Annotated in this window: 13 protein-coding genes; 2 read left to right on the top strand and 11 right to left on the bottom strand. The window is 56.3% G+C overall.

The window, feature by feature from the left end:
• Positions 1–20 precede the first annotated feature (20 nt).
• The 6 genes from ADIAG_RS15700 to ADIAG_RS15675 form a co-directional block, all read right to left on the bottom strand.
• Positions 21–872 (bottom strand): class III extradiol dioxygenase subunit beta, encoded by an 852-nt coding sequence (locus ADIAG_RS15700; protein ID WP_007272405.1) that lies wholly within the window; start codon positions 870–872, stop codon positions 21–23.
• Positions 865–1,272, bottom strand: a complete 408-nt coding sequence (locus tag ADIAG_RS15695; protein WP_200859408.1) for a protocatechuate 3,4-dioxygenase — start codon at positions 1,270–1,272, stop codon at positions 865–867. The genes ADIAG_RS15700 and ADIAG_RS15695 overlap by 8 nt, the downstream gene beginning before the upstream one ends.
• Before the next feature lie 409 nt (positions 1,273–1,681).
• On the bottom strand, positions 1,682–2,587 hold the full coding sequence (purU, locus tag ADIAG_RS15690; RefSeq protein WP_007272402.1) for a formyltetrahydrofolate deformylase: 906 nt from the start codon (positions 2,585–2,587) through the stop codon (positions 1,682–1,684).
• An 862-nt stretch (positions 2,588–3,449) separates the two neighbouring features.
• Positions 3,450–4,856: a vanillate/3-O-methylgallate O-demethylase gene (ligM, locus tag ADIAG_RS15685; protein WP_007272401.1), complete on the bottom strand. Its 1,407-nt coding sequence runs from the start codon at positions 4,854–4,856 to the stop codon at positions 3,450–3,452.
• Positions 4,857–4,893: 37 nt separating this feature from the next.
• The gene (locus tag ADIAG_RS15680; protein WP_007272400.1) at positions 4,894–5,751 is read right to left on the bottom strand and encodes a methylenetetrahydrofolate reductase; all 858 of its coding nucleotides are present in this window, start codon (positions 5,749–5,751) and stop codon (positions 4,894–4,896) included.
• Positions 5,748–5,996: a hypothetical protein gene (locus tag ADIAG_RS15675; RefSeq protein WP_007272399.1), complete on the bottom strand. Its 249-nt coding sequence runs from the start codon at positions 5,994–5,996 to the stop codon at positions 5,748–5,750. The genes ADIAG_RS15680 and ADIAG_RS15675 overlap by 4 nt, the downstream gene beginning before the upstream one ends.
• Positions 5,997–6,829: 833 nt before the next feature.
• Here ADIAG_RS15675 and ADIAG_RS15670 point away from each other — a divergent pair.
• Entirely contained in the window at positions 6,830–8,098 is a 1,269-nt protein-coding gene (locus ADIAG_RS15670; protein ID WP_007272398.1) for an MFS transporter, read from the top strand.
• A gap of 11 nt (positions 8,099–8,109) precedes the next feature.
• Complete coding sequence (locus ADIAG_RS15665) at positions 8,110–9,024, top strand: MBL fold metallo-hydrolase (RefSeq protein WP_007272397.1); 915 nt, start codon at positions 8,110–8,112, stop codon at positions 9,022–9,024.
• Between the two features lie 481 nt (positions 9,025–9,505).
• Here the strand turns inward: ADIAG_RS15665 and ADIAG_RS15660 are convergent, their stop codons facing one another.
• The 5 genes from ADIAG_RS15660 to ADIAG_RS15640 all read right to left on the bottom strand — a co-directional run bounded on the left by ADIAG_RS15660 (position 9,506) and on the right by ADIAG_RS15640 (position 15,821).
• Positions 9,506–10,471, bottom strand: coding sequence for a LysR family transcriptional regulator (locus ADIAG_RS15660; protein ID WP_007272396.1), 966 nt, complete (start codon positions 10,469–10,471; stop codon positions 9,506–9,508).
• Positions 10,468–11,433, bottom strand: a complete 966-nt coding sequence (locus ADIAG_RS15655) for an ABC transporter permease (protein ID WP_161623973.1) — start codon at positions 11,431–11,433, stop codon at positions 10,468–10,470. The genes ADIAG_RS15660 and ADIAG_RS15655 overlap by 4 nt, the downstream gene beginning before the upstream one ends.
• A 119-nt stretch (positions 11,434–11,552) precedes the next feature.
• Entirely contained in the window at positions 11,553–13,157 is a 1,605-nt protein-coding gene (locus ADIAG_RS15650; RefSeq protein WP_235045934.1) for a sugar ABC transporter ATP-binding protein, read from the bottom strand.
• A complete protein-coding gene (locus tag ADIAG_RS15645) occupies positions 13,154–14,320 on the bottom strand; it encodes a substrate-binding domain-containing protein (RefSeq protein WP_007272393.1) in 1,167 nt (388 codons plus the stop codon). Before ADIAG_RS15645 ends, ADIAG_RS15650 begins: the two co-directional genes overlap by 4 nt.
• A 511-nt stretch (positions 14,321–14,831) precedes the next feature.
• Positions 14,832–15,821 (bottom strand): fumarylacetoacetate hydrolase family protein, encoded by a 990-nt coding sequence (locus tag ADIAG_RS15640; RefSeq protein ID WP_007272392.1) that lies wholly within the window; start codon positions 15,819–15,821, stop codon positions 14,832–14,834.

Here is a 15,821-nt window from a genome sequence, read left to right as displayed (position 1 = left end):
CCAGCTCCCTCTCCCCTGATTCATGATGCCGTGACCGGGGCAAATAGTGTCAGCGCCGCTGCCGTGTTGGACGCCGGCACATGGTAGGTCTCATGAACGCGCTCGATGTCATCACCGATGGCTCCGCGCATGATCAACCACATGATCATTTCCAGGCCTTCCGAGCCTGCTTCGCGAATGTAGTCCTCTCGGGTCAGGGCGGCTAGTCGTTCCGGGTTCTCTTTGATGTCCCGTAAGAACTCTCTGTCGAATTTTTCGTTGATGAGCCCGGCACGTGCGCCGGATAATTGGTGGGACATTCCGCCGGTACCGAAGACCGCAACTTTGAGGTCGCCTGGGAACGAGCGGATGGCCCGGCCCAGCGCTTCGCCAAGTGCCAGGCAACGCTGAGCCGTGGGCTGAGGGTATTGCAGGACATTGACCAGAATGGGGATGACCTGGCATGGCCATTGCTCACCTGGTTCGGGGCAATACACGGACAGCGGAACGGTCAGTCCGTGATCGACGTCGAGTTCCTGGCATACAGTCATGTCGAACCCGTCGTTCACCAGCTGCACCAAAATATGTTCAGACATTTCTGCATGGCCGCGAACGTTGGGTACCTTGCGTGGACCGTACCCTTCGTCCGCTACGTTGAAATGGTCGTCCGTCCCGATGGCGAACGTTGGGATCATTTCCAATCCCAGCGCGTTGGCATGGTCGTTATAGATAATGACGGCTACGTCCGGGGTGTTCTCGGCCATCCATTCCCTGGCGGGAGCGTAGCCGTCGAACAGCGGTTTCCAGTATTCGTCTTGAGCCTTTTCGTTGTCCATCGCCGCACCGATCGAGGGTACATGAGAGGTTCCGAGGCCCCAGATAATTTCAGTCAAAGCTCCTACCTCCAGCTCGAAGTTCCGCGATGAAATCTTCGGTAGTCATTCCGGTAAAAATTCCGCCAAGGTCCTGCATGCTCTTCTTGTCGATGGCAGCAAGCTTGATGATGTAAAAGATGGAGCCGCCCAAGTCCAGCATCTGGACCCAGTCGCGTTCCAAGACTGCTTTCTTAAGGTCATCATCGAGTCCGAAACGATCGCAATATGCATTTTCATCGTCAACGAATTGATCTCGATTCGCAGACTCCTTGAGCGATAAACACAATCGGTTCAAGGGTCGTCCACGTTTGCTTTGCACTATGTCGTAAACATAGGTGCCTTCCACAATGGGTGTTGTCGAGGTCATCGCTACTGGTTCCTCCTTCGGTTTAGGCATCGCGTATCCAAAAGCTTCCACGCTTCCATCACTTTCAATTTATGGCGACAAGGTGATCCAGGACTCATAACAAAGTCTTGGTTGGTGTAGGTCATTTGACGTATATCGCTACGTTGCCGGCCATGCCGCCGGGGATTGAGCCACCCCGTAACTCCGATATCCCGCCAGTGGTGCTTTGTGCTCAGCATCAATTTGCCTGTTGGCTGTACGACCGAACACTCCGGCCGGCCGGTCTGTAGACACAAAAATGAGGTGAGGGAACCATCCATTGAACGTGGCTGTTCTGACGTTCCAGTTGGATTGCAGCGCTACATGCTGCATCAGGCCTGCTTGCTGGCGGCCCGGGTAAAGCGCCCACCGACGGCCACCAAGAAGCCATAAGAACATCCCGGCATGTTCACGGCTTTTCCCTCGGTCATGTGAACTATCCCTACAGTACGACCGTCGAGTTTCCGTTGGGCATGACTCGATCGGAACAGTGCCATGCCACTGCACGAGAAAGAACCTGCCGTTCGACGTCTGCACCACTACGGGCCAGTTCCTCGGCCGACTCCACATGTGAAACTCGTACGACATCTTGTTCGATGATCGGTCCTTCGTCGAGTTCCTCGGTCACATAATGCGCCGTAGCTCCGATAAGCTTGACGCCTCGTTCTTTCGCCCTCCGGTAAGGAGCGGCTCCAATAAAGGCCGGCAAGAAAGAATGGTGGATATTGATCACCGGGCAGCCAATTCGTTCCAGGAAATCGGGGGTAATTATTTGCATGTATCGGGCTAAGACGATCAAGTCCACATTTCCCTGCAGAAGTTCAAGGTGGCGTCTTTCAGCAGCTGTGCGATCCTGCTTATCCACCGGCACGTGGACGAACGGAATACCGAATTGCCTCACATCCTCGGCGAGGTCCGAGTGATTGGATATCACCATGGTGACGTTCATGGGCAGCTCACCACGGCGATGTCTCCACAGCAGGTCCAATAGGCAGTGATCAGACTTTGACGCGAAGATCGCAACCCGCTTAAGCTGCGAGCTCGAGTGCAGCTTCCATTCCATTCCGAACCCTCGAGTCAGTCGCTCCTCCAGCGCGCTTTCGAGTTCCGGGCGCATGGCTTGGAAACCTTCGAGATGAAATGCTGTTCGCTGAAAGAAGTTCCCGCTTTCGGGATCAGTGGAGTACTGGTCAAGCGACATAATGTTCGCTCCGAACTCCCGAAGAATCGAGGCCACAGCAGCCACGATGCCAGGCTTGTCTTCCCCCTTGACCAATAAGCGACCTTGTTCCGAGAGCTTTTCGACGGACCGAAGGGACTGTTCGGCATGGCCGGCAATTGTTATCACGTTTGTTTCCTTTGCTTGCAATATTGAGAATGAGAGGCGATGAGCAGAACGTGAGACTCGTCGAGACGCGTTGGTTTCCGCCACGGCTGCAAAAAACGAAAGCGCGACATATCGCTTGAGCATCATGGATATTCTTGTCTCAGACCACCGCTGGTACGCCTATAGGCTGATCACCGCGCTTTTATAGGTCGAGCTGTTCCATTAGGAATGGTTTTCCGGAAGAAGCGCGGCTATGACTCTTTTGCACGGGTCACCGGCCAAAATCCGTATGCAGGTCTCGGTCCGCGGGGACAGCCTGAAGTCAGTTTCCAGTTTTAGAATGGTCTCTTGCCGAACTCTCAGCCCAGATCCAAGACGGTTCTTTCTACGCCAATCGCAGCCATCCTGAGTTCCAGAAGCCGCTTCAACAGCGCTTCTGTATGCCAAGGCAGCGCAATTTTCCAATGCGGGAGACACCACTCGTCCCACTCTGGTGCGCTCCGAAGAAGACCAGGGCTGAGTTCCGGATTACTCCCACAAATCCCCTAGTCGATTGGTCCACAAGTCTGGTTCCTACGAACCCGACACCGGCTTTGACTACACGTACAGCGACAGCGGCGCTATATATCGACGCTACTTTTTACGCCATGGTCACCAGCGGGTGGATGTTCGGGATCGTCCGTTCTTGCTGTTCTCCTGGTTCGCCCGGCCATCAAGGTCATCAGCACTTGCCGCAACCATGGATACACCGGCTTGCCTGGCGGCGTCATGCCACTCGTAGGTTCCCACATCGCTGCACGAATCAGGAGTGAGCTCCGGGACACCCACATTAAGTGGTGGGGCGAAACTGCTTTTCGCCCCACCACCGATCAATGATTCATGCCTAGACGGTAACTTCGGTCCTCCAGCCCGACTGGTATTCTTTCCGCGCAGTAACCGAGTACGGTGCTGGACTGACGATGACGCGGATTTCAATTTGCTGATGCGGCTCGGTCGAAGCCTTTCCGCTTCCGCCATCCGGCTCACCCCAGACCACGCGCAGTTCAGTTCCAATTTCAATGCTCTGATCCACTGTGGCCAGTGACAAAGCCGTACGCTCGTTGCCGCTGTACCCGGTGAATACCGACAGGCCTACAATTTTGCCCTCGGCATCGATCACTGAATCGAAACTCGACGAACCATAATTGGCATTGGGCAGGTCGAAGAACTGGTATCCATCGCTCTCGGTATCCAGCATCGAGGCCCAGATCTTCGTGACGTCTTCGGCGTTCCATGCCAGAGTCACTTTCTTGCGCTGCAATGCAGGGTCGATCTTTTCCAGTGCCTCACGACCGATGAAATCATGGTCGAATTTTACGAAGGATCCGTAGCCTAATTCCCACGGGTTCAGGTAGTAGTCTTCGATGTTCTCCGACACGAAACTACCGGCCACTGCATTGGTAGCTTCGTAACTATCAGTTCCCAGCCATTCCCGGTATGCCTTCATCTCGTCCCCCGTATAAATAGCCGGAAGCGGCGAAGGAATCCATCCGGACTCTAGGGTGTTTGACGAGTACGCACGTGCGCCCGCCGGCAGCAGACCGAACTCACGACCTGCAGCAAGAATGGTGGCGCGTACCATTTCATAGGATTCGTAGGGGCCCCACAGCTCCAGGCCAGGCGCGCCTGCCATTCCGTGGCGCAGCGTTCTGACTTGTTCTCCGCCGACGTTCATGTAGGACATGTGGAAGAATTTGAGCTTCTCAAGCGGCCCACCGTGCACCTTTTCAATAACCTTCCAGGCGTTCGGACCCTGAATCTGCAGACGCCAGTACTTCCGTTCAACGGCGTTGCCGTATGGACGGGACGGGGAACGATCATCCATGACATTCTTTACGTCATAGCCGCCAGTCTCGGCCTGATACTGCAACCAATTCGCGACCGGAGCCCGGCCCACGAAAACAAGCTCGTTTTCTTCCTCGCGGAATAGGATCCCATCGCCAATGACATGCCCAGCAGGTGTTACTGGCACGAACTGCTTCGCGGTGTTGACGGCAAAGTTTGCGACGCTGTTAATCCCAGTATCCGAGATCAGTTTGAGGGCATCCGGTCCAGAAATGAAAAGGTTGACCATATGATGGGACTGGTCAAAGAGGATCGCAGTTTCCCGCCAAGCACGCTGTTCACGGCGCCAGTTACTGAACTCGGGCGGTACCACCGGATAGATGTAGGCACCGATCTGCGAATTTCGCAGCATTTCGACGGTGTTCCCGGTCTGATCGAGCAATTCTTGCAGATTTTTCGCAGTCATGGATCTTCAGATCCTTCCCGGCTCAATGGCCAACGGTTTACTTGGAATAGCGTAATAGCGACTTTTGGCGCCATATCTCGGTTTTTTCAAGTTCATTAAAGGTAAAAACGTGGAAGTCAGTAATGTTGTTATCCGGCTGTCCGATGAAAGGCTTTAGCCCATTGACCAACTTGCCTGGGCTGTAGCCCCCGGGGACAAAGAAGCGCCAGAACATGTTCTGCTGCTTCTTGAGGAAATTCACGGAATCGCCTACGCCCGAAGCCATCGATATCCGCAACAGTTTTTGTCTGGTCACCGCGCCGGGCATGCCCACGCGTATGGGTAAGTTGACGCCATCTGCTTTAACCTCACGAGCCCATGACGCGATGGTCTTGGCGTCGAAACAGATCTGTGTGGCGATGTAGGTAGCGAGTTCAGATTTTTCCCGCAGAGAACTAGCAAGATTTGCTCGCGAGATGAAGGCATGTCCTTCGGGATAGCCGCCGATACCGACTTCGCCGAAATGATGACCGATCTCATCCAGCGCTTTCAGTAGATCGTAACCGTCTCGGAACTCGCCGGCCGCCTCTTTGGCATCACCACCAACGACGAATACCTCGTTGACGTTTGATGCCTTCATACGTGTCACGATCTCAGTGAGCTGGACCTTGTCCGTGATCATGCGTGCTGAAAGATGAGGCGCCACCTGATACCCCGCTGCAGCCAGGCGCTCGGTCAAGGCAATTGTCGCTTCAATACCTTTTGGTGGAGAAGCGGTGACTGTCAGACAAGTACTCTTTGGAATCCACGTAACGACGTTTTCCGCGGTGCTTTTGAATGGCAAGACTTCATAACCGAGATTGCCGAACACTGCTGGGAGGTCGCGCTGCAGTGGTGGACTTTTTTCTGAACTCATGAATTCGCCCCGTGTTTCTCGCGGTCGAACCGCTTATAAAAAATTGGAACGACACTTGCGCAGATAACGACCTGATGGTGCACGTCCACCTGCTGCTTGCATGAAACCGAGGATTTCTCCCACAACACCTTTCTCTCGGTGCGGGGCTGGACATATTCGATCTGATGAGCGAAGTGGCTGCAGTCAATCGATTCCCTCACCCTCTGGTCAGTCATCAGGACCTGGTCCATTTCTCTATCGGTCATAACCCCCTCCTCCTCGGTAGAATCCCCATCTGGGTATATAGGCCCTATTTGTCGGACTTGTCGATAAGGCGCATTGCACAAATGATGTGGCGCGTTAAAGTTTGCAAACATGGCCTGCTTTTCTAATGAGAGTTCATTAGCAAGTGAGTCTCGGTTCCCTGGGTTGAACCTGCGCCCAGATTTCGCTCAGTAGATCCACTGTGCTGACCAACCAGCTCCACGTTTTCAACTCGTTCATTTGAGCTTAGGACTGTGCCCGAGCCCACTCCTCGGTCATTTGTCCGAACTTCATGCGCGTCATTTGTCCTGAATTACTACAGGAACCATGCTGCTTGGCAGATGTTGCCGATTCCTTGCACACAGCGTCTCCACGAACATGTAAATAACCTGCATGTTCTGCCCGAACTCCTAGACCCGCGTGTGCATACTGATTGATCTGTTTTCCAGTTTCCAGCTCATGAGGCAGCCGGGCAGTTGCGTTGTGGAGAAAGGGAAGACTGGCCATCACGCGATCGTTAGAAGAAGCGCACGTGAGGTGGAAGGGCATGAAGCCACCATGACAAGAGGTGCCTGGCGGCACCTACGAAAGTGGCACTGGATGCAGATCAACAGGGTGACACTTCAAAAACCGTCCCTCTGACTAAGGAACAGTCGCCTACTGGTATCTGTGCGGCGACTACCAGCTATCCACAAATAGAGATGCAACGAATAGTCCAGACCTGCAAACATAGCCTGTGTCACACAGGTCCGGATTGGGCGCAGTCTCTACCCAATTTCCATGAAGCCGGCGCTGGATGACCACAGAAAACACTTGCTGAAAGGTCTCGCCACCCATGGAAACTACTGTCAAGAATCCCGCTCCACGAAGTCTGCGAACCGAGTTTTCCCAGGGCTGGCAAGTCCTCCTTTTCGCCACCGTTGGTGCCGGCGTGGGATTCAGCTCTCTCGGATATATTTTAGGTCCGCTCGTGGTTCCACTGCAGGAAGAGTTTGGGTGGGGCCGAGGAGAAATCACCTTGACCAGCCTCTGGAGTTCCTTGGGTATGGCTCTAGCGCTACCCTTCATGGGACGGCTATTGGACCGGTTTGGGGTCAAACGAGTGGCGCTTGTTTCTTTGCCGATGTTTGCGGCCGTGCTTTTCGCCCTCAGCCAATTTGAATCGACATTACTGATCTTTTTGGTTTTATACGGGCTGACAGGCATCTTAGGCGTGGGCACCTCCGCCGTGACCTATGCGAAGGCAATCGTCGAAAAATTCGACACCATGCGCGGGTTAGGTCTGGGGATCATGGCGACCGGATTAGGCGCCGCCGGCCTGACCCTGCCTCCGCTGGTAAGCGCGTTGGTTTCCCTCCATGGCTGGCGTTCGGTCTATTTTGCCTTGGGCCTCTTGGGGCTGGTGCCCCTCGTGCTGTTGATTTTCACCAAACTTCCTCATCTACCCCGTCAAAACCGAGTGCCTCAGGAGCACGCCGGATTCCCGGGGATGCCCCGTCCTCAGACAAAGTACGGACGCGAGTTCTGGACACTGATGGTGTCATTTTTCATGCTTGGCTGGGCATTGCTGACCATGGTCCCGCACTTCGTGCCGATGCTGATTGACTCGGGAATTACTCCCATGCGTGCAGCTTTACTCTCATCGTTTATCGGCGTCGGTACGGTGATTGGCCGCCCCATCATCGGATGGCTCATGGACAGGTTTTACGCTACCCACGTGGCAGTGCCGCTATTCGCAGCCACTGCATTGGGCTGTGTCCTGCTGTTGCTAGCCGGCCCGCAATATGCGGCGCTTACTGCGGTACTGATTGGTATCGGATTCGGTGCGGAAATCGACTTGATGTCCTATTTGAGTTCTCGCTACTTCCGCCCACACGAGTTCGGAACACTCTATAGCTACGTCTACAGCGCCTTCATGATCGGTTCGGCTTTAGGGCCGGTCGTTGCGGGATTCATTTTCGATAGCACAAAGTCCTACAACATCCCGCTGATCATGGCGACCACCCTGCTACTGCTCGGTTCCGTCGTTCTCTTGAGCTTGCCTCGATACGACCAGAGAATCTCCGAGCTCAACACACAGCCCACCACACCAGCTCTCAAATAAGGATCATGACCATGACTGCAGACTCGCCAACACCAACAAACCCTTACCTCGTTCCTCTCGCAGAGGATGTCTGGGCCTATATCCAACCCGATGGCGGTTGGATGGTGAACAACATGGGGTTCATCGCAGGCAAAGAAACTGTTTTCAGTGTCGATGTTACGTCCACCGAGCCCCGGACCCAGGCGTACTTGGAAGCTATTGACCAGGCGACAGGAAAGCCAGTCTCACATTTGCTGTATACCCACTCGCACCCAGATCACTGCAACGGGGCTTCCCTCCTGCCCCAGGCCGAGATCATCGCGCATCAAATGACAGCTACTGAATTGCAGCACCCGCACGGCGTGGAAGATCATATTTTCACAAAATTCGAAGTCGGCTCCGTTCAGATGCGCATGCCAACCAGGACCTACAGTGATCGGATCACGCTCAAGTGGGGCGAACGTGAGCTACAAATCGTCCATCCGGGACAGGCGTCCCACTCATCTGGCGATTCCTACCTTTTCTTGCCCGATGATTCGGTGCTCTTCGCCGGCGACCTCGTATTCAACGGAGGCACCCCGTTCGCTCTATCCGGATCCCTCTCGGGATGGATTGAAACCATCGGTCAGTTGCAGGCTTTGGGAGCCCGCACCATTGTGCCGGGACACGGCCCCGTGGGCGGACCTGAAATGTTAGAAAACGTTCGGGAATATTTGGAATTCGTGCTCGCAGCCTCGCACCGTGCCGTCGAGCAGGGGCTGAAGCCACTTGAAGCAGCCCTGGCCCTGGATTTGGGTAAGTTCGCTCAATTGATAGATGCTGAACGCATCGTGGGCAACTTGCACCGAGGCATGGCAGAAATTCAGGGCAAGGACATTCACTTTCCGACTGTGTTTCAGCAGATGTACGAATACAACGGCAGCCGTCCCTTGCTCACACATGCCTGAGCAAGACGCTGGTCCTAGAACCGGACAAACGACGCCGACAACGTCTTATTAGTCAGATGGCTGAGCATTCCATCAGCGGTCCAGCTCCGCCTGGGCCACAACCTTCGATGGGTCGGCCCGGGCCTGCTGTCCACCGGCCTTCGAGCAACTTGGTCCTGGGCCGGGCCGCTGACATGAGAAAACTGTTGGGAGATGTGGGCGAGTGCCTTCGAGTCCCGTAGGACCCGGGGCCGCCCTCTTGCCAGTTCTGCCGTAGTTAGCAAAATGCCGTGGGGGCTTTGCCCCCACGGCATCAATATTCTGCATGGCAGCGCGCGCTTCGAACGGCCAATATCTGCACGGCAAATCGTTTTCAGGCCTCAGAAGTCTGCCCCGCCCCAGGCACCACGATTTCCTAGATGAGGCATGGACCTTGGCTGAGCGGGGCCGCCAGCTGGAGCAGCAACAGCAAAACCTCATCGGGCTCAGCTATGTGAGTCGACTAGATGCCGTCCATTCGACGGAAGGTTGCATGGCGTACGTTCGGCTTTAGCTCGTCAAGAACTTCATGAATTTGTTGGCAGGCGCGCTGCACAACGGATCGTAGCCAGGAGTTGGCTGGGTCATCAGACCGCCCCGTATGCCAGAACATGCCTTCAACCAACACCGGTTCGGTCTCGATGGGGAAGTCAATGATGGCAAGGTTTGCACCCCGGGAGTACTTATAAGCGAGCATTCGTGGGACCAGTGCTAAGAGGTCTGTGCCTTCGACCAGCAGCGGCAGAGCAAGCAGGCCATGGACCCGCGCCGCGACGGTGGGCTGTCCTCCCAGCCTCTGCCAGAAAAGGTCCGCCGGGGTTCGGATCGTGCTGCCAAAAGTACCAACTGCTTGAGGTAACTGCAACAAGTCTTCTGCACTGAGATGTTTGGTTTCCAGCACAGGATTGTTGGCATCGACCACCGCCACAAAGCTATCCCTAAATACCGGTTTGTTGGCTCCTGGAAGGTCGTATCCCATCGGTCCGACCATCAAGTCCCAGCGTGAAGAGTCACCGGTATCCATGGCGGCCATGGACGTCGAAAGAATTTCGACGGAGACCGCTGGTGCTTCTTTCTGTAAGATCACACGCAGCGGTTCGGCGATCATGGTGGCCGCATAGTCGGATGCCAGAATGACGAATTTCCGATCACTCGTTCCAGGATCGAAACTGATATTGATCGAGGAGACCCGATCCACGCTGTGCATGGCAGCCTCTACCAAAGGCAAAAGATCCTGGGCCAGCGGCGTCAGTTCGTAACCCCGGCCAGCCCGCACCAGCAGCTGATCGTCAAAGTACCTGCGCATCCTGGATAGTGCGGCGCTCGTGGCCGGCTGGCTCAGCTCCAGCGCTTCCGCGGCCCGCGTCACGTTGCGTATTTGAAGCAGGCTTTGCAACGCTGGCAGAAGATTGAGGTCAAAGCTTTTCATGTAGCCAGCTTAGACTTCGATCTTCCGCGTTTCCCCGAGCGCCTGTCCCGCAGGTAGCTGGACAGGCCGACGGCCACCAGAAGGGCCAGCCCGTTGAACACCTGATCAACCCAATTCGCGGCTCCGCTGAGAATTAGACCGCTGACGCTGACTGCCACAAAGAGCACCCCAACCACGGTCCCCACGATATTGAATCGACCCGGTTGAATGGCAGTTGCCCCCAGGAATACCGCGGCAAGTGCGGGGAACAACAGGTAGGTGCCGTTATCGGCGTTTGCCCCTCCGGTCCGGGCGGCCAAAATGACACCAGCCAGCCCAGCCAACGTCCCCGAAATGGTGAACGCGAGCAAGGTATAGCGGTTTTTTGGCAATCCCACGAGTTCCGCCGCCCGCGCATTGGAACCGATAGCGTAAAGCGAACGTCCATAGGGAGTGTTAGTCAGCAAGTACCAAGCCATCAATAGCAGAACAATCACCACGAAGACCACCGATGGAAGTCCGAGCCATGTTCCTGACCCAAAAGCGGTAAAGGAGCGGGCAACCCCGATGATGGCCATGCCACCGGTGTACCACTGGATCAGACCACCCAACAGAGTCGCCATCCCCAAGGTGGAAACGAAGGCGTTCATTCCGAACCGTGCCACCAAGATGCCATTGACCGTTCCGATCACCGCACCGCTTGCTACCCCCAGCAGACAAGCGAGGGGAATAGGTAGGGAATACTCGGCCATTGCCGCGGCCGTGACCACGCTGCTGAGCACCGCAAGTCCACCGACTGAAAAGTCGAAATGGCCTGCGACCAAGGGGAAAAGCACCGCGACAGCCACCAGAGTAATGACCGCTTGGTTGCCTAAAACTACCGATACGTTTGCGGGGCTAAAGAACAGCTTCGAACTTTCTGGGTTCAGGGCGAAAAACCCGATGATCACCAGCAGCAGGATCGGCAGCGCGAAGCGTTCCAACAACGCGAGCGGATTTGCTCGCTGAACGTGTCGATCGGTGACCGACGTGTCTCTACTTTCAGGCTCCTGCGGAGGCTTCCTGACCGTTTGGGTGGCAGCCGTCTGTGTGGGTTCCATGGCTATTTGCCTTCCTTGATCTTGGATCTATGGTCCGTGTCCTCTGACATGACCATGGCCGCAAGCTGGCTGCGGTCCATCAAACTAGGTACGAATTCTCCGGTGATCGAGCCGTTGCGCAGGACCAGAATCCTGTCGCACACATCAACGAGTTCATCGAGGTCGCTGGAGGCCATCAAGACCCCGGCTCCCCTGGACACCAGTTGCTCCAAACTGGCGTAGATTTCACGGCGCGACATAACATCGACGCCCTGTGTGGGTTCATCGAGCAGGAGCAGGTCAGGCGACCGCTGCATCCACCGGGCCATAATGACCTTTTGCTGATTCCCGCCGGACAACGCTGAGACAAGGCTTTCGGTACCGTTGGTCCGGATCGAATGTTCATCGATCAAGGCTTGGGTTGCTGTCTGTTCCGCCTTCTTGTTGATGAAGCACTTCTTCCAGTAACTTCCGAGGACACTAATGGAGCTATTTTCTCGCACCGTCATGTCCACAAAGGCCGCATCGCGTGACCGGTTCTCTGGAACCATGCCGATCCCCCGCGCCATGGCTCCCCGAGGGGAGGACGGCACATAGGGTTTTCCCTTCAGGACCAGGTTTCCCCCGGCAGCGGCGACGTCCCCGAAGATGCTGCGCAGGATCCTTGAGCGGCCCGAGCCGGCCAGCCCGGCCAATCCGACGATTTCGCCCCATCCCACTCTCAGATTCACTGCCGAATGCGGGCCGACGGGCATGTCCCGCACCTCGAGAATGTGCTCACCCGAAGGCTGCGCTCGGAACGATTCCACTGCCGCCGACGGTTCCGGTGCCATGCCAGGTGGTTCGGCCTGGACGCCGGACATCATCTCGATGACCTGCCCCAAGTGCATGTCCCTGGCGTTACCTGCGCCCGCGACGATTCCGTCCCGAAAAACCGTGATGGCATCGGCGACTTCTTCAACTTCGCGAAACTTGTGGGTCACCAGAACAATCGTTTGGCCCTGGTCAGCACGTCTGCGCAGGGAGGACATGAGCTCTCGCGTCTCGTCCTCCGGCAACGAAGCAGTTGGTTCATCGAGGATGAGCGTGTATTCCCCGCCGCGCTGGTCGGCAAGTGCCCGCGCGATGGCCACCATAGTCTTTTCGCTGGGGCGCAACGCGCCCACCTCATCGGTGGGGCGCGCCGCGATTCCGTAGTCCTCCAGCAGTGTGGCAACCTTGTCCCGCAGCGCTTGCCAACGAATGGAACTCAGTTTTGTGGTCGGGAACCCCGAGGCAAAGGCAAAATTCTCTGCGATGGACATCGAGTCAAAAAGAGCCAGGTCCTGATGGACGAATCGAAAGTTCGCTGCTGCAGCGACCTTCGGGCTGATCTCAGAGGCTTGAAGTATGCGACCGTGAACCGATACCGTCCCGGTGTCCGCTGGATAGACTCCAGCCAGACACTTGATGAGTGTCGACTTTCCCGATCCGTTTCCGCCCAACAGTGCGTGGATGCTGCCCGCCGCCACATCGACATCAACCCCGCCCAAGGCTTGGGTGCCGCCGAACTGTTTGCTCAGCCCCTGCACGGAGATCGCCGCAGGGCCATGGCCACGAATGGCCATGGACTCGTACTGCACTGTCACTGTTTCCCCCACGCAGCAAGATAGGCCTGCTTGAAGTCAATCTGTGGGTTATAGCTAAAGTGCTCCCCCTTTTCGGGGACGTTGGTTTTGGCATCAACTACCTGCAGCCCAATGCCCGACGGCTGAATTTCCTGCTTGTCCATGAGCCGCAATGCAGCATCCACACCCGACCAGCCATTCCACTGCATGCTGAAGGCCACCGAGGCGTCCTGTCCCTGGCCCGCCTCGATCAAATCAATGTTGCTGCGCTCGCCGAAGGCTCCAATGACAGCCAGCTCATCCGAACGCTGGGAGGATTCGATGGCCTGCGAAAGGCCGGCCATGAACCAACCGTCGATTGGCACTGCGATGGCATTCGCGTCGCCGGCTTGGAGCAGTGCACTGGAAAGCTTCTGGGCCATGGCTCCGCTGGCTGCGTCCTGGTTGCCCAGTTTCAGTGTTCCAACAACTTCACAGGTATCGCATTCATCGAGTACCGAGTTCAGCCCTGCGCTAGACCATTTCCCGAAGAGAGCCTCAGAGAACGTCACCTCAAGCACCTTCGTGTCGCCTTCAGTTTGGCCAATGAGCCAGTGAGCCTGCAACTCACCGAGTTTGGTCCACCACGCCTCGTTGTCCATTCCCTCCATTTGCTGAGTGATGCCCGTGTAGAGGGGTTCGCCTCCGGTGACGTCACAGTCGTTCGCCCCAACACCGATGGTCATGATCCCGGCTTCTTTGGCCTCGGCGAGTGGCCCCTGGAAGCTTGAGCAGTCCTGCCCGATCACGAAGATGACGTCAGCGGATGCGGCAACACCCTGCCGGATGCAATTAGACCAGCCATTGGGGTTGAGCTGACCGTCGCAAATATTGGATTTCCAGCCGATGGCTTCGGCTGCTTCGGCTGCCGCTTCCGAGGGGGTAGAGCAAGTTGTCTGAGATTGTCCGCAGGAAACGATCCAGGCGGAGATGCCGTCGGGAACCGTGACCGGGTCCGAAGGAGGGGTGCCAACGACGCCGGCGTAGGCGGCTTCCAGTGCGCCAGAATCGGCCGTGTTGCTGCTCGGCTGGCTTGCATTTTCCTCGGCTTCGCTCGCGGCTGCGCATCCTGCCAGCGCGATTCCGAGGCTTGCCACGAGTGCAGTCAGGCCAAGCATTCGTTTCTTGTTGCGAATGGTGCTCATGATAACTCCGTTGTCAGCTCATACGAGTTGGTGGTGCAGATCACACCACCTGGGTCTACTGTGCGTACAGTTACTTATTTGGGGAAGGCCCCGTTCGAGATACTATGAATTCGCCTCATGGATACCTCGAGTGCTACGTGTACCTAGCGAAAGGAACCGTCGGCGCAGAATAATCGTGTTTCAAATCGACGTGGAGGCGCGGCCTCGATAGCACCCGAGGTACTTCTTCTGGGTTATCTCCCGTGGTCACCCAAGGGCACCGATGATCGCGACTGCATGAAGCCCCGTTCCTGCGCCTTGTGCCATCTGGGCGTCGAAGAACCCTAGTATCCGAAATCGACCATGCTCTTGTGCGGATACAACACCGACGCTTAGCAGCAGAGTGCCCTCAAACTGGACCGGTCACATCCGGACATTGGACATGCAGGGTGGCCGGAGCAATCGCGTCTCGGTGAGCCCGTGGGCCAGAACCGGTGAGCATCACGAGAGCTCCGGGAATCCGCCTCCATCACTACACATCTGCCCGAACGCGAAGGCGCGGCCGTGACCTCGCGGGAACCCTGGTAGTGGCCGTACGGCGCTCGCCGACCGTGTTGATGATCGTTCCGATGCCTTCAATGCTCATTTCCACCACGTCCCCGGTTTTCAGCGGTGGCGGTGTCTTGGCACCGTTTCGTCCCCACAGCTCAGCCAAACATCCGCTGCCGCAGGTTCCGGAGCCTAGTACGTCACCAGGGCGAACGACGGAGTCGGCCGAGGCATAGGCAACCAGCTCTGCGAACGGCCATCCCATATTGGACAGCAGATCCCTCCCGATCTCCTCACCATTGACGGTTACTTTCATTTGGATCGGGAGGAACCCATCGCCATCATGCAAATTTTCAAATTCATCTGCGGTCACGATCCACGGGCCAAGAGTGCTGGCGAAGTCTTTACCCTTGCAGGGGCCCAAGCTCACTTTCATCTCTCGCCGCTGCAGGTCCCGGGCCGTCCAGTCGTTGAAAACCATGTATCCAAAAATGTGGCGGTGCGCCATCCGTGTATCTAGGTTTCTGCCGTCGCTTTGCGGTACCGCACCAATGACCGCAGCCACTTCTAATTCAAAGTCCAGTTCCTCACAACCGGCAGGAATGCCGATCGTTTCACCGGTTCCTCCGATCGTATGTGGATTGGTGAAATAGAAGGTGGGCGCTTCGTACCACTCGGGCATGATGCCCGCGGCCCCGTCAACGGATTTCCGTACGCCTTCAACGTGCTCTTCAAAGGTCACGAAGTCCCGCATGCTGCGTGGTTCCAGCGGTGCCATCAACGTCACCTCATCCAGCGCCGTGCCCGCATCCGTTCGCACTATGCGTGAGGCCATTTCAAGTGTTGCTTCCAATCCCATGTCGAGGAGGTCCTGGGTGCACAATCCAGAATCCAGTCGGTGGCATTTGCCCTCATCGATGAACCCGCTGTAAACGGCTCCGTCCTGTTCTTTCCAACGTGCCACGATAGCCAT

Source organism: Paeniglutamicibacter gangotriensis Lz1y, assembly GCF_000348945.1.
In the GTDB taxonomy this organism is placed as follows: domain Bacteria; phylum Actinomycetota; class Actinomycetes; order Actinomycetales; family Micrococcaceae; genus Paeniglutamicibacter; species Paeniglutamicibacter gangotriensis.
The sequence above is the reverse complement of the archived record's forward strand: the minus strand, read 5'-3'. Positions and strand labels throughout refer to the sequence as shown.